Source organism: Haloferax sp. AS1, from assembly GCF_014530665.1.
Lineage (GTDB): Archaea > Halobacteriota > Halobacteria > Halobacteriales > Haloferacaceae > Haloferax > Haloferax volcanii.
This window is the reverse complement of the sequence record NZ_SPSA01000001.1, coordinates 2,778,205-2,795,539: the sequence shown is the minus strand read 5'-3', so window position 1 is coordinate 2,795,539 and position 17,335 is coordinate 2,778,205. Positions and strand designations below refer to the sequence as shown.

The 17,335-nt window shown below is 66.9% G+C and carries 21 protein-coding genes and 1 tRNA gene; 6 read left to right on the top strand and 16 right to left on the bottom strand.

The features are described from left to right. Positions 1 to 349 precede the first annotated feature (349 nt). A complete protein-coding gene (locus tag E4P24_RS14750) occupies positions 350 to 1,645 on the top strand; it encodes a hypothetical protein (RefSeq protein WP_115802732.1) in 1,296 nt (431 codons plus the stop codon). Positions 1,646 to 1,780: 135 nt separating this feature from the next. Here E4P24_RS14750 and E4P24_RS14745 read toward each other — a convergent pair whose 3' ends face one another. Together E4P24_RS14745 and E4P24_RS14740 are read right to left on the bottom strand one after the other, a co-directional pair. After that, positions 1,781 to 2,191 (bottom strand): hypothetical protein, encoded by a 411-nt coding sequence (locus E4P24_RS14745; RefSeq protein ID WP_004061126.1) that lies wholly within the window; start codon positions 2,189 to 2,191, stop codon positions 1,781 to 1,783. Positions 2,192 to 2,209: 18 nt separating this feature from the next. Continuing rightward, positions 2,210 to 2,587 (bottom strand): hypothetical protein, encoded by a 378-nt coding sequence (locus E4P24_RS14740; RefSeq protein ID WP_188148640.1) that lies wholly within the window; start codon positions 2,585 to 2,587, stop codon positions 2,210 to 2,212. Positions 2,588 to 2,853: 266 nt separating this feature from the next. On the opposite strand from E4P24_RS14740, the gene E4P24_RS14735 reads away from it, so the two are divergent. After that, positions 2,854 to 4,044, top strand: coding sequence for a redox-regulated ATPase YchF (locus E4P24_RS14735; RefSeq protein ID WP_004061129.1), 1,191 nt, complete (start codon positions 2,854 to 2,856; stop codon positions 4,042 to 4,044). A gap of 54 nt (positions 4,045 to 4,098) precedes the next feature. Next, positions 4,099 to 4,491, top strand: coding sequence for a hypothetical protein (locus tag E4P24_RS14730; RefSeq protein ID WP_004044769.1), 393 nt, complete (start codon positions 4,099 to 4,101; stop codon positions 4,489 to 4,491). A gap of 48 nt (positions 4,492 to 4,539) precedes the next feature. Here E4P24_RS14730 and E4P24_RS14725 read toward each other — a convergent pair whose 3' ends face one another. Beyond that, complete coding sequence (locus E4P24_RS14725; RefSeq protein WP_004061131.1) at positions 4,540 to 5,139, bottom strand: GNAT family N-acetyltransferase; 600 nt, start codon at positions 5,137 to 5,139, stop codon at positions 4,540 to 4,542. Between the two features lie 108 nt (positions 5,140 to 5,247). Then, the gene (locus tag E4P24_RS14720; RefSeq protein WP_188148639.1) at positions 5,248 to 6,561 is read right to left on the bottom strand and encodes a 5'-deoxyadenosine deaminase; all 1,314 of its coding nucleotides are present in this window, start codon (positions 6,559 to 6,561) and stop codon (positions 5,248 to 5,250) included. Positions 6,562 to 6,932: 371 nt separating this feature from the next. Between E4P24_RS14720 and E4P24_RS14715 the strand changes: the two genes are divergently transcribed. Next, complete coding sequence (locus tag E4P24_RS14715; protein WP_004061135.1) at positions 6,933 to 7,652, top strand: helix-turn-helix domain-containing protein; 720 nt, start codon at positions 6,933 to 6,935, stop codon at positions 7,650 to 7,652. 188 nt (positions 7,653 to 7,840) lie between these two features. On the opposite strand, the gene E4P24_RS14710 is transcribed toward E4P24_RS14715, so the two are convergent. The 9 genes from E4P24_RS14710 to thyA form a co-directional block, all read right to left on the bottom strand. Then, positions 7,841 to 7,915 (bottom strand) — tRNA-Glu (locus tag E4P24_RS14710). 84 nt (positions 7,916 to 7,999) lie between these two features. Then, entirely contained in the window at positions 8,000 to 9,157 is a 1,158-nt protein-coding gene (locus E4P24_RS14705; RefSeq protein WP_188148638.1) for an amidohydrolase family protein, read from the bottom strand. Between the two features lie 98 nt (positions 9,158 to 9,255). Then, positions 9,256 to 10,140, bottom strand: a complete 885-nt coding sequence (locus E4P24_RS14700; RefSeq protein WP_188148637.1) for an MOSC domain-containing protein — start codon at positions 10,138 to 10,140, stop codon at positions 9,256 to 9,258. Further along, positions 10,141 to 10,890, bottom strand: a complete 750-nt coding sequence (gene psmA2, locus E4P24_RS14695; protein WP_006601584.1) for a proteasome subunit alpha — start codon at positions 10,888 to 10,890, stop codon at positions 10,141 to 10,143. A gap of 159 nt (positions 10,891 to 11,049) precedes the next feature. After that, on the bottom strand, positions 11,050 to 11,232 hold the full coding sequence (locus tag E4P24_RS14690; RefSeq protein ID WP_004061144.1) for an HVO_2922 family protein: 183 nt from the start codon (positions 11,230 to 11,232) through the stop codon (positions 11,050 to 11,052). A gap of 75 nt (positions 11,233 to 11,307) precedes the next feature. Continuing rightward, a complete protein-coding gene (locus E4P24_RS14685; RefSeq protein ID WP_004061146.1) occupies positions 11,308 to 12,228 on the bottom strand; it encodes a hypothetical protein in 921 nt (306 codons plus the stop codon). 116 nt (positions 12,229 to 12,344) lie between these two features. Further along, on the bottom strand, positions 12,345 to 12,548 hold the full coding sequence (locus E4P24_RS14680) for a DUF4177 domain-containing protein (protein ID WP_004061148.1): 204 nt from the start codon (positions 12,546 to 12,548) through the stop codon (positions 12,345 to 12,347). After that, the gene (locus tag E4P24_RS14675) at positions 12,541 to 13,125 is read right to left on the bottom strand and encodes a dihydrofolate reductase (RefSeq protein ID WP_004044748.1); all 585 of its coding nucleotides are present in this window, start codon (positions 13,123 to 13,125) and stop codon (positions 12,541 to 12,543) included. The genes E4P24_RS14680 and E4P24_RS14675 overlap by 8 nt, the downstream gene beginning before the upstream one ends. Next, positions 13,122 to 14,120 (bottom strand): thymidylate synthase, encoded by a 999-nt coding sequence (gene thyA / locus E4P24_RS14670; protein ID WP_004044747.1) that lies wholly within the window; start codon positions 14,118 to 14,120, stop codon positions 13,122 to 13,124. The genes E4P24_RS14675 and thyA overlap by 4 nt, the downstream gene beginning before the upstream one ends. A gap of 116 nt (positions 14,121 to 14,236) precedes the next feature. Here thyA and E4P24_RS14665 point away from each other — a divergent pair, with 116 nt between their 5' ends. After that, positions 14,237 to 14,815, top strand: coding sequence for an MBL fold metallo-hydrolase (locus E4P24_RS14665; protein ID WP_188148636.1), 579 nt, complete (start codon positions 14,237 to 14,239; stop codon positions 14,813 to 14,815). A 27-nt stretch (positions 14,816 to 14,842) separates the two neighbouring features. Here E4P24_RS14665 and E4P24_RS14660 read toward each other — a convergent pair whose 3' ends face one another. Beyond that, positions 14,843 to 15,601 (bottom strand): SDR family oxidoreductase, encoded by a 759-nt coding sequence (locus E4P24_RS14660; protein ID WP_115802738.1) that lies wholly within the window; start codon positions 15,599 to 15,601, stop codon positions 14,843 to 14,845. A 101-nt stretch (positions 15,602 to 15,702) separates the two neighbouring features. Next, positions 15,703 to 15,993 carry a DUF5827 family protein gene (locus E4P24_RS14655; protein WP_004061159.1) on the bottom strand — a complete coding sequence of 97 codons (291 nt, stop codon included), beginning with the start codon at positions 15,991 to 15,993 and terminating at the stop codon, positions 15,703 to 15,705. A gap of 164 nt (positions 15,994 to 16,157) precedes the next feature. Between E4P24_RS14655 and E4P24_RS14650 the strand changes: the two genes are divergently transcribed. After that, positions 16,158 to 16,580, top strand: coding sequence for a hypothetical protein (locus tag E4P24_RS14650; protein ID WP_188148635.1), 423 nt, complete (start codon positions 16,158 to 16,160; stop codon positions 16,578 to 16,580). Positions 16,581 to 16,688: 108 nt separating this feature from the next. On the opposite strand, the gene sod is transcribed toward E4P24_RS14650, so the two are convergent. Then, entirely contained in the window at positions 16,689 to 17,288 is a 600-nt protein-coding gene (gene sod / locus E4P24_RS14645; protein WP_013035375.1) for a superoxide dismutase, read from the bottom strand. Positions 17,289 to 17,335 lie beyond the last annotated feature (47 nt).

Below are 17,335 nucleotides of genomic sequence, written 5' to 3'. Positions count from 1 at the left end.
CCATTCATACTTCACAAAGCCCACTGGACGCGATGTCCAGTGGGCTTTGTTCATTTTATGCAGAGCGGCACGCACGGTCGTTCAGCGACTCGCACCGACCCCGTCGAGTCGCATCTTCCATCGTCCGAGAGTGGCAACGCTCGCGTCGAGCACACCGGTTCGGCCGACAGCCGCTCGCGTTCGACTGCGGGGCTGTTTCGATACGACTTGATCGCCCGTTCGGCACGGAAGTCGATAAAATCGACAGACGACGCCCCGATTTCGAACGCGTTGATTGGGGTGAAATTCAGCGAAAACCGGGGTTACGATTCTCCCCTTTTACCGTATCAGGGTTAGAAGGAAGGGTTGCATGCGCGGCAGCAAACACTTCACCGTAGTCATGGTCGTTGCGATGCTCGCCGTCGCGATGGTTCCCGGGGCCGTCGGAGCAGCGAGCTCCGATGCCCTCCAGGTCGGCGTCACGCAGGACGCCGACACGGGCGACGCGACAGTGACCGTGACGCGGAACGAGACGGCCGTCGAGAACGCGACGGTCGTCGTCGAATCGAGCGGTAACTACGCCGGAAACGGAACGTACGCGACGGGGACGAACGGCACCGTCGACCTCCCCAATCCGCAGGAACGCGTGAACGCGACGGTCACCGTTACTGAGGGGAACAACACGACCGCCTCCTCTGTCGTCCTCGTCCCGCTCGACGAGTCTCTCGATGTCTCCGTCGAGGTTGACGACGCTAACGACACGGTCGTCGCCACCGTCACCCAGTACGGTGACGCCGTCGAGAACGCCTCGGTTCAGGTCAACGGGACCGACTACGCGGGCAACGGTACGTACGAGACGGACGCGAACGGAACCGTCGCGGTTGCAGAGCCGACGACCACGACGAACCTGACGTTCGTCGCGACCGCCGACGGTCTCACCGCGGAGACGACGGTCGAAGTCGAGGCTGACGACCTCAACATCGCCGTCTCGCAGGACGAAAACGAGTCGGTCACCATCACCGTAACCGAAGACGGCGACCCCGTCGAGAACGCCTCGGTCGCGGTCGACGGGAACTACACGGACGCGGGCGAGTACGAGACGGACGCGGACGGGACGGTTGACCTCATCTCGCCGTTGCAGACCGTCACGGTCGACGTGGCGGCCGAGCACGACGGCCTCACCGCCGAGACGACCGTCACCCTGCAGGGTGAGGTCGCCGCCGAGGACCCGTTCGGACAGCTCGTTAGCAGCTTCGTCGAGCGTCTCAAGGACACGGGTAGCGACGGCCCGCTCGGGCAGGCCGTCTCCGACTTCGTGACCGAGAACAACCCGGGTAACGCGGACGACAAGCGTCCCGACCACGCCGGTCCGCAGAACGGCGACGACGCTGACGGCGACGAGGACGCGCCCGGTAACTCCGGCAACGCCAAGAACGGTAACGGCGGCCCGCCGGAGCACGCGAACAACGATAAGGCGAGCGACGAGGAAGACGAAGAGACCGACGAAACCGAGCAGGCCGACGACGAGGAGTCTGAGACTGCGGACGACGCTGACGACGAGTCGGACGATGACTCCTCGGACGAGTCGGATGACGACGACTCGGGCGATGACGACTCGAACGGCAACGGCAACGGCGGTGGCCCGCCGGACCACGCCAACAACTAACTAATATACGTTCCCACGCAGCGAGCGTGGGGTTCGGGCTTCACCCTTCCGCGTCCGGGCGGGTACTGTGGATCGGAGGCACCCCATCCCGCTACGCCCCCGACCGTCGTTGTCAGAGGCTGACGGTCGGGCTACTCACTCGCCCGACGCGACTCTTTCTATCGAAACGTCACCGAGCGCGGCGACGAGCGCCGGGTCGGCGTCGAACCGTCGAACCGCGAGCCGCGCGCCCGCGACCACGAGGTCGTCGTCGACGCGGGCGGGAGCGCCGCTGGGATACCACGCCGAATCGTCGGATGCGCGGACGCTCGCCCGGAGCGACTCGCGGAGGCGACGGTGCGCGAACAGCGTCGAGACGAACGCGAGCGACGCCGCGAGCGTGACGCCGCCACCGTCGAACGCTGCGTCGGTCGCTTCCGTTCTGGCCGTTTCGAGCGCGCCCGCGACGGCGAGCGACTGTCTCGCGTGGTCGTCGTCGGTGAGCGCGCGACTGAGCGCGGCGTCTTGCATCTCGCGAATCGCGGTCTCAGTCGTGGGGTCGGTCATCGGTGACGCCGAGTCGGGTCACGCGCCGTTGAGCGGCGGCACGCGGAGGGTGTGGTCGACGACGGTCTCGTCCGGTCGGAGCGTCACCGTGCCGAGAAACACCGTCTCGCCCTCGGCGGCGTTTGTCGCGACGGTCTGGAGCGTCGCCCGCTGGTCGAGTTGCTCCCAGGTGACGCGTTCGACGAGGCGCTGGAACGCGTCGGGGTCGGTCCACCCCGAATCGATGTCGGACGGGACGTTGACCACGAATCGGAGTTCGGTCTCCGTGACGTGGATACCGACGCGGAACGTGTCCGCGTCGGTCGCGTCGTCCGTCGAGGAGTCGGTGGTCGCCGCGCCGGAGTCCGCAGTCGACGCGGATGCGGGTTCGCTCGCCGTCTCGTCGAGGTCGGTCATGCCCGGCAGTCGGGGACGTGAAGACAAAGATGCACCGGACGGCGTCGTAGCGTCGACTCATCGGTGCCGAGGAGACCTCCGACACCGAACCGGACCCGGCTGCTGTCCGCTCCGAACCCGACGACGGCGTCACCTCTCCGGCGCTCGAACCCGGGAGTCGAGCGCGGAGAATTACCCTCCTCGGCCCCGGTGGCGTGTGAATTTCACGCACGGCGAGGCGAACGTCGAACGGTTATTAGCGTTCGAGACACCAGTCCGACCAACGAATGAGTTACAAGATCGGTCTCGTCGGAAAACCGTCCGTCGGGAAGTCGAGTTTCTTCAACGCGGCGACGATGAACGACGTACCCGAGGGTGCGTATCCGTTTACGACCATCGACCCCTCCATCGGCGAGGCGTACGTCCGCGTCGAGTGTGCGGCCCCGGAGTTCGACGAGTCGTGTACGCCCTCGGTCGGCTACTGCGACCACGGAATGCGGTTCGTTCCCGTCAAACTCGTGGACGTGGCGGGGCTCATCCCCGGCGCGCACGAGGGAAAGGGCCTCGGAAACCAGTTCCTCACCGACCTCAACGAGGCGGACGTGCTCGTCCACGTCGTCGACTTCTCCGGTGAGACGGACATCGAAGGCGAGGCGACGGAGGGCCACGACCCCCGCGAGGACATCGACTTCCTCGAAAACGAACTGGACATGTGGTACCTCGGTGTCTTAGAGAAGGGTATCGACCGCTACCGCTCGGGCTATCACGGCGAGGACAAAGATATCGAAGTCGACCTCGCGGAGCAGATGTCCGCGTTCAAGACGAACAAGGACGAAATCAAGCAGATAATCCTTTCTCTCGGCTTGGAACTCGACCCCGACGAGTGGGACGACGCGGACAAGGAGTCGCTCGCCCGCGAGATTCGAAAGCGCACGAAGCCGATCATCATCGCGGCGAACAAGATGGACAAACCGGTCTCCCAGGAGAACTACGAGGAGATCACGGCCGATTCGGACTACGAACACCTGACGTTCGTCCCGACCTCGGCGCACGCGGAGAAGGCGCTGAAGAAGGCCGACGAGGGCGGCGTCGTCGATTACCGCCCCGGCGACGCCGACTTCGACATCGTCGGCGACGTGAGCGACGAACAGGAGGCGGGCCTCGAACAGATTCGCGAGTTCGTCACCGAGTTCGGCGGCACGGGCGTCCAGCAGTCGCTCGAAAACGCGCTGTTCGACGTGATGGGAGCGATTGCCATCTTCCCCGGCAGCGCCAACGGCAAGAGCGACTCGCAGGGCGTCTTCCGCGACTGCTTTATCCTGCCCGAGGGTTCGACGACCGAGGACTTCGCGTACCATCTGCATTCGGACATCGGCGACGGCCTCCTCCACGGCATCGACTGTCACTCGAAGCGCCAAATCGGGTCTGACCACGAGCTTTCGCACCGCGACGTGGTCGAAATCGTCTCGACCAACTGACTCTCTCGGACGCCAACCGCAACACCGTTATATCCGTGGACGTAGGACCCGGGTATGGGTGAGGCCGAAACGACGGCCGCGACGCTCGACGTCGAGATTGGGGGTCTCGGCGGCGAGGTAACGCTGGCCGACTTGTTCCCGTCGCCGTGGGTCGAGTCACATTGTGAGGCGGCATCGATTAGTGAATTCCTCGAAGAAAGCGGATTCGCGGTCGCGGATCAGGATTCTTTCGAGTCGATACCGACCCACGAGTTGGACCGGTACGTCGACGCGAACACCGAGTTCGACGACTGGCAGGCGATGCTTTCCGCCGGCGTCGAGCGCTACGTACTCGAACAGGGAGCGACGGGCGAAGCAGCCGCCGACGCGGCAGACGAAGTCGAGGCGGCCGAGGAAGGCGACTCGGCGGACGCCGAGACTGAGGACTCCCTCGAAGCCGGCGTCTGAACGCGACCGAGTCGGACGACGGGAGTTGACTCAGTTCGGGTGGAACCGTTATGCGCTGTTTTCGACGAGCGCCGCACCGCGGGTGAGCGCGTCGTCCCACCAGTCACGGTCGCGAGCGTCGGCGACAGACAGCGGCGCGTCGGGGTCGTCGGGTCGGTCGCCGAGGTCGAGGCTCCACCACTCCACGTCGTGCCACGCGTCGCCTTTGTAGCCGACGCGCTCGAAGCGGCCGACGCGCTCGAAGCCGAACGACTCGTGGAAGGCGATGCTCGCGGGGTTCGGCGTCGTGATGACGGCGACGGCCGAGACGTAGCCCTGCCGTTCGAGCAGGTCCAAAAGCGCCGTGTAGAGACCGCGGGCGACGCCGCGGCGCTGGAACTCAGGGCGGACGTAAATCGACGTCTCGACGGCCCACCGGTAGGCGATGCGCTCTCGAATCGCGCCGGCGTAGGCGTAGCCGGCCACCTCGCCGTCGAGTTCGCAGACGAGCCACGGGTAGTCGGTCTTCTGCTCCAGTTTCGTTTCGAGGTCCGCGACGCTCGGCGGGTCGTAGGCGAACGAAATCGCGGTGTTCTCGACGAACGGCGCGTAAATCTCCCGAATCGCGGGGAGGTCGGACGGCGTCGCCGCGCGGAGTCGGACGGTCATGACTCAGGTGGCGTCGCGCGGAGAGAAAGAGGCGACGATGGCGGCGGGCCTCGCGGGTGCGGCCGGCCGGTCTCGCGTGCGAGGTGGTCTCGCAGGCGGAGACGCTGTTCAGTCGCTCGTCGGTGCCGAGTCGAGACCGTCGGCGACCGCCCGCGCCCGTTTTCGGATGCCGTCGGCGTCCGCGCGGACGTGTTCGCCCTCGTCGTAGAGCACGTCGCCGTCGACCATGGTGAACACCACGTCGTCGCCGTGGGCGGCGAAGACGAGATGAGACAGCACGTCGTGGAGCGGCGTCGCTCGCGTGCGGTCGGCGTCGATACCGACGATGTCGGCCTTCCATCCCTCGCGGAGTTCGCCGACGCGGTCGAAGCCGGCGGCCTTCGCGCCGTTGCGGGTCGCCATCTCGAAAACGGTCGCGGCGGGCGTGCTCGTCGGGTCGAGCGCATCGACTTTCTGGAGGAGACTGGCCTGTCGCATCTCGGTGAAAGGGTCGAGCGTGTTGTTACACGGCGGGCCGTCGTTGCCGAGTGCGACGTTGATGCCGCGGTCGAGGTAGTTGGGAATCGGCGCGATACCCGACGCGAGCTTCATGTTCGACGACGGGCAGTAGGTGACGTGCGTGCCGGTCTCTGCGAGCACGTCGCGCTCGGAGTCGTCGGTGTGGACGCAGTGTGCGAGGACGACGTCGTCGCCGGTGAGACCGACTTCGTCGAGCCAGTGGATGTTGCGCATTCCCGTCTCGTCTTCGACCGTCTCGATTTCGCTTCGGTTCTCGCTCGCGTGGGTGTGGATGCGGACGCCGTCGTAGTGGTCCGCGAGGTCGCGGACGCCCCGCAGACACGCTTCGGAGCAGGTGACGGCGAACCGCGGCGTGACGGCGTACTGGATGCGCCCGTCGAAACTGTCGTGATAGCGCTCGATGAGGCGCTCGGACTCGGCGAGGCCCGCGTCGGTGTCTTCTTGGAGTCCCTCGGGAGCGTTCGTGTCCATGAGGACCTTCCCGATGCGTCCGCGGATACCCATCTCGCCCGCGGCTTCGAACGCCTGCTCGGCGTGATTGACCGAGAGGTGGTCGACGACCGTCGTCGTGCCGGACTCGATGCATTCGAGGTAGCCGAGTTCGGCGGCGACGCGCATCCCCTCGGCGTCGAGACCGGCCTCCATCGGGAGTACGTGGTCGAAGAGCCAATCCAAGAGTTCGGTGTCGTCGGCGATGCCCCTTCCGAGCGACTGCACCGAGTGGACGTGCCCGCCGACCAGTCCCGGCGCGACGATGCCGAACTCGCGTCGCTCGTGGTTAGGATACCGGTCTGTGAGGTCCGCGTGCGCTCCGACCGCGACGATTCGGTCGCCGTCGACGACGACGGCACCCTCTTCGATGATGGTGGACGCGTCGACGACCACCGTTCCCGCGAGTAACATCCTCGTGCGGGTAGACGACCGGGCGTAAAATAGGTGGTGACCCGGCCGTCGTCCGAGGTTGGGTGGAGCGTTCGAGTGCAGTCGGTGGTGGGGGTGGGGACGGTCGGAACCGGTCCCCGCGGACGAACGAACCGGCGGGACGCGAGCGCGTGTCCGAAAGAGCGGGTGGAGACCACGCCTGACGCGCGGCGTTCGGTGTCCGTTCGTCGTGGTCGCTACTCCGTGCTCAAGTACCCTCCCAGTTCTGTTGGTATCTGCTAACTTCAGCAAGTGGTGTGCCCCGAAGCCGAGTCCGAATCGGAGCGAAGGTAGAACGCGGTCGGTGTCTGATTAGTACCTGCTAAGTCGCTCCGCGACAGAGCGAAAACCGAATGCGCGAGTTCGAATTCGTCGTTCGCTTCTCGGAGGGAACCGACGAGCTAATGGACCTGTTTTACGAGTACCCGAGCCTGCGGTCCCGGTCGTCGGTCTGTTCGTCCACCACGGACGTGATGTGGCGGGTCGACCACGTCGTCGGCACGCCGGAGGCGCTGTCGGCGTTCGAGGAGGTGTTCCTCGACGAGACGCGGTGTAACGAGTGTCTCGACGCGCCCGACTGCCACACCCATCGCAACTACCACGTCCTCGACCGCTCGGACAACTCGATGACCGTCTACACCTACCGCGAGGAGGTGAGCAACTGCCACTCGATTCCGCGCTACGTCCTCGAACACGTCGGGCCGGGGGTCATCTTCGAGTCGTCCCGCCGCGCGGGCGCGTACCGCTGGCGCATTCTCTATCCCGGCGACCACCCGCTCGGCGAACTGTACGAGACCATCGAGGCGCAGCTCAGAGAGGGACTGCAACTGGACGTCGAACACCTCACGAGCGCCGGTAACTGGGACGCCGAGTCGCGCATCGCGGCCGACCTCTCGTCGGCTCACTGGGAGGCGCTCGAAACCGCCGTCGAACACGGCTACTACGAGCGCCCGCGAAAGGTGACCGTCGAAGACCTCAGCGACGTGCTCGACGTGCCACGTTCGACGGTTCAGTACCGACTGCGAACCGCCGAGGACCTCGTGATGTCGCAACTCGGTGACCCCGACTTGTAGGTGCAGCGCGAAATCGTGCCACGTAAAAGCACACGCTCGCTGCCGCTCGCGGTTCAAGATTGAGAGAAGTGCTCCGTCAGGGATTCGAACTCACTCGCAACGCGTTGCGTTGCTCGCTGCTCGAACCCTTCGTCGAATTTCTGACTTGAACCCGCTCGCTGCCGCTCGCGGTTCAAGATTGAGAGAAGTGCTCCGTCAGGGATTCGAACCCTGGTCATCACCGTGAGAGGGTGATATGATTGGCCGGACTACACCAACAGAGCACGTTGGTACATCACCAGATATTGCTCGCGATTGTAAAAGGTTGTCGCTTCAAATCGGGTGTGATACCGACTGCCGTGTTGCGATTAGACGACCCGTTTGCCCTCTCGATACACCTGCCGGACCGTCCGCCACGCGCCGGCGTCCTCGCTCGGGTCGGCGTCGAGGACGACGAGGTCCGCGACGTAGCCCTCGGCGACCTTCCCCACGTCGTCCAACCCGAGGAGGTCCGCGCCGCCGACGGTCGCGGCTTCGAGCGCTTCGGCGGGCGACAGGCCGTACTCGACGAGCAGTTCCATCTCGCGGAGCGCGTTCTCGCCGTGGTCGTTGAACGGCGTGCCCGCGTCGGTACCCATGGCGATGTTCACGCCGGCGTCGAGCGCGTGTTCCCATGCGGTTTCGAAGCGCTCGGCGGCGTCCGCAGCCTTTTCGACCGCCTCCGGCGGGATGCCGGCCTCGACGCCCGCCTCGACGATTTCGCGGACGGCCGAGGCCGTCGGCACCCAGTACGTGCCGTTGTCGACCATGAGGTCGGCGGCTTCCTCGTCCATGAACATCCCGTGTTCGACGCTCGAAACCCCCGCGCGGGCGGCGTTTTTGATACCGTCCTCGCCGTGGGCGTGGGCCGCGGTCGTGACGCCCTTCGCGCTCGCGGCCTCCGCGAGGGCGCGAATTTCCGCTTCCGTGAGCTCGGGTGCGCCCGTGACCGCGCCGGTCGTGAGGACGCCGCCGGTCGCGATGCATTTCACCACGTCGGCGCCGCGCTTCAGTTGCTCTCGGGCGGCCTTGCGAACCTCGTCCGGACCGTCGGCCTCCCGACCCAACCAGTGGGCGTGGCCGCCGGTCATGGTGATGGGTTCCCCCGCGGCGAGGACGCGCGGCCCGTCGAGCTCGCCGGCGGCGACTGCGGCCTTCGCACTCGTCGCAGTGTTGCCGGGCGAACCGAGGTCGCGGACGGTCGTGACGCCCGCTTCCAGCGTCTTCCGGAGGTTGGCCGCGGCCCGATAGCAGGCGCGTTCGACCGGCTCGGACCGATAGGCGGCCACGTCGGGGCGACCGTCCATCATGAGGTGAACGTGGGCGTCGACGAGTCCCGGCGCGACCACCGCACCCGAGCAGTGTCGCGTCTCGCCTTCGGTCTCGTCGCCGACGGACGCGATGCGCCCGGTCGACTCGTCTATCACCACGTTCGCCTCGCGGGTCCCGTCGGCGTCGACGACCCGCACGCCGGTTAGCGTGAACATACGTGTGTCAACCCGGGCAGGTGACCTAAAGCCGCGGGTGTCAGCGAAGAACAACCGACCGACTGCGAGGCATTCGAACGCGACGAAACCCGACCCCCTCACTCGGGGACGATGTCACCGACGGTGACCGCGTCACCGACCGACAGCGTCTCGCCCCACGACGATTCCGGCACCGCGGTGTTGACCATGAGCCGGAAGTCGTGGTCGAACCAGTCGCCGCCGGACCACTCGGGGAGCGTCTCGCGGCGCTTCGTCATGAACGTCGTCCGGAAGTCGGCCGTCTCCGCGCCCGTGTCCGGGTCGCGGCTCGGGACGACACAGCGCTGGCAGGGGTTGACGCCCTCGAAGGCGACCCCGCCGACGCTGAACTCGACGACCGTCCCGCGCCGGTCGAACAGGTGGTCCTCCCAGAACGGCTCGCTCGCGTCGAAGACGAGGTTCGGCCGGAGGCGACGGCGCATCTCGTCGGCGTCGACGCTGTCGAACCACGAGGCGACCGCGTCGAGCGTCCCCGTCGAGATGACGGTCGGGCCGCTGGCTTCGGTGTCGTCGGGGAACCCGCCGGCGGGGTCGCGCCGGAGTTCGACCGGGTAGCCGAAGTACGCCGAGAGCCAGCCGTCGGCCTCGGCTATCGGGCCGTCGTAATCGTCCATCTCGGGGGCCGACAGTTCGACCGTTCCGTCGGCGAGCGAGACGGAACTCCGGATTCGGTGGACCGCCCGCTCGCGCTTACCGTTGACGTACTCGCCGTCCTCGTCGAAGATGGCGTACTCGCGGTCGCCGCGGAGCCCGCCGTTCTCGACGATGTCGGCGGCGTCGACGAACTCGGCGTCGAGCGACTTCACGGGGTAGACCGCGATGCGGTCGAGCGTCACGGCCGCCGCGCCGGCGGTCGCGCCCGCTTCCGCATCCGTGGCCGCGGCCGCTGTCGTCTCCGCCTCGGCCGCCGAGGTGTTACCGTCGGTCGGGCTCCCGTCTGTCATCTACTCCTCGCTTTCGTCCGTCTCGTCGGACTCGTCGTCCGCGGTCGCGTCGGCGAACAGCTCGGCGATGGTCTCCTCGTCGACGATTTCGTAGCCCGCCTCGGAGACGGTGACGAGATTCAGTTCGTCGCTCTCGATTTCCTCGTCGGCCGCGACGAGCGCCTCGACGGCGAGCGCGAGGCCGTCTTCGAGCGACAGGTCCTCGGCGTAGCCGTCTTCGAGGGCGGCCTGGACGTCCTCGCGGTGGCCGCCGATGGCGACCGCCTTCCACTCCTGGGGCGTCCCCGAGGGGTCGGTCGCAAACAGGCGACCCGAGCCGTTTTCGACGCCGCCGATGAGGAGCGACGCGCCGTACGGGCGGGTGCCGCCGGACTGCGTGCTCTCTTGGATGTTGTCGGTGATGGTTTTCGTGAGCGTCTCGACGCCGATTGGCTCGCCGTAGCGCAGGTGCTCGCGCTGGGCGGTCGTCCGCGCGAAGTCCACGAGCTTCCGCGCGTCGGCGACGTGGCCGGCCGTGGCCGCGCCGAGCGCGTCGTCGAGTTTGTGCAGTTTCTCGATGCTTTCGGCTTCCATGAGTTCCGACGGGGTCGACCGGAGCGCCGCCAGCACGACGCCGTCGGCGGTGCGGACGCCGAGAACCGGCGCGCCGCGCTTGACGGCCTCGCGGGCGTACTCGACCTGATAGATGCGTCCGTCGGGGGAGAAAAGCGACGTTCCGCGGTCGTAGGCCTGCTTGTCGTTTCGGTTCATCGTGCGACCTCCTCGCTCGCGTCGGCGACGTTCGTCATTACTCTCCGGTCAGTCCCGGAGGCGGAAAAAGCCTCCACACCCGGCATCGGTGTGGGGTTCGTACTCGAATCGGCGGGCTATCCGACGGTTTCAGGCGAATCGAGGGCTCGAACCGCGGAACTACGCTTCGATAACGTCCGCGTCGGGCGCGTTCCGCTTGACGCTCTCGATGCCCTGTTTCGCCTTCTGTTTCGACGCGTAGCCCTCGCCCGAGTCGGCGAGGATGTTCCCGTTGTCGTGGACGAGTCGCCAGCGGTACTTGTCGGCCGCGTCGACGAACACCTCGAAGTGCGCCTTGCTCATACGGAGAAACTGTTGTCAGCCGACAAAAATGTATTCGCCGGCGGAGCGTCGCGGCCGACGCGCCAGTCCGGCGGCTCAGGCGGCTTCGGGTTCGAGCGCCTCGGCGTCGACTTCCAGCAGTCGCGTCTCGCAGTCCTCACAGCGGACGACGAACACCTCCCACGACCGGCAGCACGATTCGGCGGTCTCCGAGCCGAACCGGACGCCGCCGCCGCAGGTCGGACAGCTGTTGAGGTAGATGCGGAGCCCCCGCGCCAGCGCGCTCCGCTGTTCGGCCGTCAGCTGGTCCCGGTCGTCGAGGCGACCGTCGAGGGCGGCGTCGGCGGCCACGTCCGCGACGAGCGCGCCGTTCGACTCCCAGGTGCCGAGGGTGGTGCCGTCGGCCATCGCCACGAGCCACCGGCTCCGAGCGCGAGACTCCAGCGTGACATCGGCCTCGTCGACCCCGGTCAAGCGGGCGAGCCACCGTCGAGCGACCGTCTCGTCGGTGCGCGCGATTTCGTCGTCCCACGCCGATTCGAACGCCGGTGCGAGGCGGAGTTCGTCGCCGCTCTCGTCCAACTCCAACGCACCGGCGTCCATCAAGGTCGCCTCCACGTCGAACGCCGCGACTGACGCGCCATCGCCGTCTAACTGCCCCGATTCGACCTCCTCGCCCGACGATTCGGCGTCAACGTCGTCATCGGCGGCCGACCCAGGCGCGGATGCGGTGGCCCCGACGCGAGTCTGCGTCGGCTCCTTGTCGAACCAGCGGAGGACCCGGTCGGGGAAGTACGTCTTCGTGAGCGTCGGCGTGCCGGGAATCAGGTAGCCGCGGAAGTAGATGGCCCCCGCGAAGAGGGCGAACGAGACGAGTCCGAGCGGCGGCCACGCGACGCCGAGCACCAGACTCAACGCGGCGGCGATGACGACGTTCACGACGGTACAGGGCGTACACCGGTTCTCGCCGGTGTACTCGGGTTGTCGGAGTCGGTCTGCGAGTGTCGAGGCGGTCATAGCGAGGGGAAGCTTCGTTCCCTCTTACGAGGTCGTTCGCGTCAATAAAGCTACTCGTGATGCGTCACGAGAAACGCAGGTCGTTCACGAGCGCCCGTGAGGTGACGCCCGGCGTCTCAGCGCTTCGGCCGCTTGAACACGAGCGCCGTCTGCCCGCTGTTCGCGCCAGCGCCGCGCGAGTCCGAAATCGTGTCCACGAGCTCCCAGCCGTCGCCGCCGAGGGAGTTGAGCGCGTCTTCCATCGGGGAGGTGTCGCCGCTGAACAGGCCGCCGTCGGCCGTGCGGACGATTTTGTACTCCCACTCGCCCGAGTTACTCATCGGATTCCTCCGCGCCGCGGTCAGCCGCGGCGGGCTGTTTGCGCTCGTACGTGACGAACGAAAAGCCGTCGCGGTCGTCGCGGTCGGTCTCGACCCACTTCCCGCGGTCCCACTCGGGGAACCGCGTGTCGCCTTCGTGTGCCGCGTCGAGTTCGGTGAGCACCAGCCCCGCGGCGCGGCCGAGGAACTGCTCGTAGACGGTCGCGCCGCCGACGACGTAGACGGTCTCGACGCCCATCTCGTCGGCCGCGTCCTCGGCGGCGGCGACCGCAGATTCGACCGACTCGACCGCTTCAGCGCCCTCGGGGAGGTCGAGGTCGCGGGTCGTCAGCACGACGCTGTGACGCTCCGGAAGCGGGCCGCCGAGCTGGCGGGCGATGCTCTCGTAGGTCTTGCGACCCATCACGACCGGGTGGCCGGTCGTCGTCCGCTTGAACTGTTTCAGGTCCTCGGGGAGGTGCCACGGCATGTCGCCGTCGCGGCCGATGACGCGGTTGTCGGCGACGGCGGCGACGAGGACGAACCGGACCGCGGCGTCGCCCTCGGTTTCGGACCCAGAAAGCTCCTCGCCGCTCATTCGGCCACCGCGAAGCGAATCCCGTCGGCCGGGTCGTAGTCGCGGAGGACGATGTCCTCGAACGAGAGGTCTTCGAGCGGCACGTCGGCCACGTCGAGCGCGGGGCGCTCGCGCGGCTCGCGCGAGGCCTGCAAGAGCAGTCCGGGGACGTGGTCGTAGTCCTCCTCGCCGTCGGCCTCCTCGGGGGCCGCGTCGAGGAGCCATTCGCGCACGTCGAGGTATTCGTCGGGCGACTGCACGTCGGCGAGGCGGGACTGGAGTTCGTCGAGGTGGTCGCCGTACCACGCGCCGCGCTCGCCGGCCCCGCAGTAGACGTGGGCGTCGACGATGGTGTGGGCGAACGACCCGAGTTCGAAGCCGGCGCGCTGGGCGACGACCTGCGCGAGGATGGCGTACGCCGCGAGGTTGAACGGGACGCCGAGCGCGATATCGCCGGAGCGCTGGGTCAGATGGAGGTTGAGTTCGTCGCCCTGCACGTTGAAGACGAACGTGTAGTGACACGGCGGGAGCGTCGAGACGGCCGCGTTGGCGGGGTGCCACGCGTTGATGACCAGCCGGCGCGAGTTCGGGTTCTCGTCGAGCGTGTCGAGGACGTACGCGAGCTGGTCGAACGTCCCCTCGTCGTTCATCCAGCGGTGGCCGTCGTCGGGCCACGCCTCGCCCGCAAGCCCCTCCTCGGGGACCGGGTAGCGCCGCCAGAACCGGCCGTAGGCCGTGTCGAGGTGGCCCTCCTCGTCGGCCCACGCGTCCCAGATGCCCGTCTCCTCGCGGAGGGTGCGGATGTGTTCCTCGCCGGAGAGATACCACAGCAGTTCGTGGATGAGGGAGTTCCAGCGGAAGCCCGAGAGGTCCTTCGTCGTGAGCAGCGGAAAGCCCTCTTGGAGGTCGACGGTGTAGTGCTTCGAGAAGCCCGAGATGGTATCGACGCCCGTTCGATTCGGTTTGTGCCGCCCGGTTCCGAGAACGTCCGTGACGAGGTCGAGATATTGGCGCATGAGAGGTGCCCTGGTTGGGTGTTGGTCGTCGTCGGTCCCTCTAAATCCTACCGTCCTCGGCCCGGATTTCCGCAGCGCCCACAACACCGAATACCCCGCTTTTCGTACCCGTGACCGTGATTCGCAATCTCGCAGGAGACATCTGCGCCTTCACGAGCAACGTCTTTCTCGTCGACGGCGAGACCACCGCGCTCGTGGACACCGGGGCGAACTTCGACGTGGTGCCGACGGTCCGCGAGGTCACCGACTCGCTCGACGCGGTGTACCTCACCCACACGCACCCCGACCACATCGGCAACGTCGACGCCGTCCGCGAGGCGTTCGACGTGCAGACGTGGGGCTACGACACCGGCAACCTCGCCGTAGACAGGCGCATCGACGACGGCGAGCGCGTCCAAATCGGTGACGACGTGTTCGAGGCGGTCCACACGCCGGGCCACAAGGACGACCACCTCTGCTTTTTCTCCCGCGGGTCGGGCGTCTGCTTCGCGGGCGACCTCGTCTTCGCCAACGGCGGGTTCGGTCGGACCGACCTCCCCGAGGGCGACCGCGGCGCGCTCGTCGAGAGCATCGACCGCCTGCGCGAGGTGGTCGGCGGCGACCTGACCGAACTCCACACTGGCCACGGCCCGAGCGTCGCGACTCGCCCGAGCGAGGACCTCGAACTCGCGGCCCGCGCGGCGCGGACGAGGTAAACCGTCGCCTCGCCGCGTCACCTCGCGCTAGCGACTCGTGTAGCCGCCGTCGACGGTGAGCGCCTCGCCGGTCGTGAACGACGCGCCGTCCGAACAGAGCCAGACGACCGCGGAGGCGATTTCGTCCACGTCGCCGAGGCGGTTCATCGGGTGGAGCGACTCGATTCCCTGGCGCGCTTCGGGGTCGTCGAGGCCGCCTTCCCCGAGCAGGGGCGTGTCGACGAAACCCGGGCACACCGCGTTGACGCGGACGCCCTGTTCGGCGTACTCGATGGCCGCGGTCTTCGTCAGTCCGAGGACGCCGTGCTTCGCGGCGACGTACGGGGCCGCGTTCGCGAAGCCGACTTTCCCGAGAATCGACGCCATGTTGACGATGACGCCGCCGTCGACGTCGAGCATCGCGGGAATCTCGTGTCGCATCGACCGCCAGACGCCGTTGAGGTTCACGTCGACGACCCGGTGCCACTCGTCGGCCGAGAGGTCGGCGGTCGGTTTCTGCGGGCCGCCGATACCCGCGTTGTTGCAGGCGAAGTCGAGTCGGCCGTACTCGGAGACAGCCGTGTCGACCAGCGCGGCGACGGCGTCGTCGTCCGTCACGTCCGTCTCGACGAATATCGCCGTCCCGCCGGCTTTTTCGATGCGTGCGACGGTCTCCTCGCCGCCCTCGACGTTCACGTCGGAGACGACGACGCGCGCGCCCTCCGCGGCGAACGCCTCCGCGGTCGCGCGACCGATTCCAGAGCTAGCGCCGGTCACGACCGCGACTTCGGTGTCGAACTGAGTCATCGTACGAGAGAGAACACACCGACCTGACAGATAACCGTTTGTGCGACTCTCACGCCGGAAGAATATCGGGGACACCGAGCCGCGCGGTGCGGGTGTGGTCGTTATTCCTCGTCTGCTTCGGGGACGGCGTCGGGATGAAGGCCGAAGTAACCCGGTTCGTCGCTCCGCGGGTCGTTGATGACGAAGTCCTCTTGGTTGGCGACGATCCACGGAATCGTCCACTGGATGATGCGGTCTTCGGTCTCCTCGGCGAGGTCGTCCTGCGGCGACAGCCCCTGCATCAGGCGGGCGATTTCGCCCACGGTGTACATGTAGTCTGGGTCGAGGATGTCGGCGGGTTCGTACAGGAGATACCCGTAGAGGGTGTCGAAGTCGTCTTTCGGCTTGGGCATGCGTGCGCTTCTCGGCCGACGGGCAAAACCCCGACGACCGCGGGCGGCGGGTGACGAGCATCGGCGGCGACGGCAGTGCGACTGACGAGCGTGCCCATCGCTCCCTTACAGCCTTCGATAACCCCATAAGTAGGCTTATCAGCCGTGACGCCAGACCCGAAACGATGAGCGCCGCCGCCGCACGACTCGTCGAGGCCTTCCGTAGCTTCGGCGGGGACGACCTCCGCGACCTCTGGGTCTTCGACCACCACGGGTACGAACACCTCTACGTCAGGGAGGACGTGTCCGATGCGCTCGAATGTCTCGACATCTCGCAGTTTATCGACAACGAGCGGTTCGGATACGTCACGAGAGACACCTACGAGACGCTGTACTACGCGGACTACGGCTACACCGTCCGCGGGTTCGACTCGTTCGAGCAGTTTCGGACCTTCGTCGGCGACCGCCCCACCGGAATCCTCGCCGGCTTCGACCGCGGGGCTGGCCGCGACTTCGCCGCCCTGCACGACCGCGTCTGCGCGCTGAACGACGAGTTCGACGGGGCGGACCTGTTCAGCGACCCGACCGCCCGCGACCGACTGCCCTGAGGTCGAGCGGAGCGCATCCGCGGACTGATTTGATTCGATTCGGTTCGACGCGGACAGCGCCGCCGCTGACGGCGTTGCGTCCGAAAGAAAAGTCGGGATGTACCGGGTTTACTCGAAGAGTTCGACGGCCTGCTCGTAGCGAGCGGCGGGTTCGTCCCAGTCGACGACCTCGAAGAACGCGGAGACGAAGTCGCCGCGGGCCGGGCCGTAGTCGTGGTAGTACGAGTGCTCCCAGACGTCCAGCGCGAGGATGGGATGGCTACCCCAGAGCGCGCCCTGGTCGTGCTTGTCGACGACGACGTTCCGAAGCTGGTTCGAGAACGAGTCGTACACTAAGAGCGCCCAGCCGCCGGCCGCGCCGGCCGCCGCTTCGAATTCACCCTTCCACGCCTCGTAGGAACCGAAGTCCTCCGCGATGCGCTCTGCGAGCGCACCTTCGGGTTCGTCGCCGCCTTCCGGCGACATGTTCTGCCAGAACAGGTCGTGCAGAATGTGACCGGAGCCGTTGTGGGTGACGTTGCGGAGCGCGCCGGCGGACGAGCCGAACTCGCCTGCTTCGCGGTTCTCGGCGAGGGTTTCTTCGGCCGCGTTCCAGCCGTTGACGTAGCCCTGGTGGTGGGTGTCGTGATGCCACGTCAGCACCTGCTCGGAGATGTGCGGTTCGAGGGCGTCGTACTCGTACGGAAGCGGGTCGAGTTCGTAGCTCATAATGTGTAACCTCCGTATCATGCGTCGGGCGGAATCCTGTTAAAACT

Bases quoted from the DNA above. Each gene is read 5' to 3' on its own strand.
- E4P24_RS14750 (WP_115802732.1), top strand. From the start codon at position 350: ATGCGCGGCAGCAAACACTTCACCGTAGTCATGGTCGTTGCGATGCTC.
- E4P24_RS14745 (WP_004061126.1), bottom strand. From the start codon at position 2,191: ATGACCGACCCCACGACTGAGACCGCGATTCGCGAGATGCAAGACGCC.
- E4P24_RS14740 (WP_188148640.1), bottom strand. From the start codon at position 2,587: ATGACCGACCTCGACGAGACGGCGAGCGAACCCGCATCCGCGTCGACT.
- E4P24_RS14735 (WP_004061129.1), top strand. From the start codon at position 2,854: ATGAGTTACAAGATCGGTCTCGTCGGAAAACCGTCCGTCGGGAAGTCG.
- E4P24_RS14730 (WP_004044769.1), top strand. From the start codon at position 4,099: ATGGGTGAGGCCGAAACGACGGCCGCGACGCTCGACGTCGAGATTGGG.
- E4P24_RS14725 (WP_004061131.1), bottom strand. From the start codon at position 5,139: ATGACCGTCCGACTCCGCGCGGCGACGCCGTCCGACCTCCCCGCGATT.
- E4P24_RS14720 (WP_188148639.1), bottom strand. From the start codon at position 6,561: ATGTTACTCGCGGGAACGGTGGTCGTCGACGCGTCCACCATCATCGAA.
- E4P24_RS14715 (WP_004061135.1), top strand. From the start codon at position 6,933: ATGCGCGAGTTCGAATTCGTCGTTCGCTTCTCGGAGGGAACCGACGAG.
- E4P24_RS14705 (WP_188148638.1), bottom strand. From the start codon at position 9,157: ATGTTCACGCTAACCGGCGTGCGGGTCGTCGACGCCGACGGGACCCGC.
- E4P24_RS14700 (WP_188148637.1), bottom strand. From the start codon at position 10,140: ATGACAGACGGGAGCCCGACCGACGGTAACACCTCGGCGGCCGAGGCG.
- psmA2 (WP_006601584.1), bottom strand. From the start codon at position 10,890: ATGAACCGAAACGACAAGCAGGCCTACGACCGCGGAACGTCGCTTTTC.
- E4P24_RS14690 (WP_004061144.1), bottom strand. From the start codon at position 11,232: ATGAGCAAGGCGCACTTCGAGGTGTTCGTCGACGCGGCCGACAAGTAC.
- E4P24_RS14685 (WP_004061146.1), bottom strand. From the start codon at position 12,228: ATGACCGCCTCGACACTCGCAGACCGACTCCGACAACCCGAGTACACC.
- E4P24_RS14680 (WP_004061148.1), bottom strand. From the start codon at position 12,548: ATGAGTAACTCGGGCGAGTGGGAGTACAAAATCGTCCGCACGGCCGAC.
- E4P24_RS14675 (WP_004044748.1), bottom strand. From the start codon at position 13,125: ATGAGCGGCGAGGAGCTTTCTGGGTCCGAAACCGAGGGCGACGCCGCG.
- thyA (WP_004044747.1), bottom strand. From the start codon at position 14,120: ATGCGCCAATATCTCGACCTCGTCACGGACGTTCTCGGAACCGGGCGG.
- E4P24_RS14660 (WP_115802738.1), bottom strand. From the start codon at position 15,601: ATGACTCAGTTCGACACCGAAGTCGCGGTCGTGACCGGCGCTAGCTCT.
- E4P24_RS14655 (WP_004061159.1), bottom strand. From the start codon at position 15,993: ATGCCCAAGCCGAAAGACGACTTCGACACCCTCTACGGGTATCTCCTG.
- E4P24_RS14650 (WP_188148635.1), top strand. From the start codon at position 16,158: ATGAGCGCCGCCGCCGCACGACTCGTCGAGGCCTTCCGTAGCTTCGGC.
- sod (WP_013035375.1), bottom strand. From the start codon at position 17,288: ATGAGCTACGAACTCGACCCGCTTCCGTACGAGTACGACGCCCTCGAA.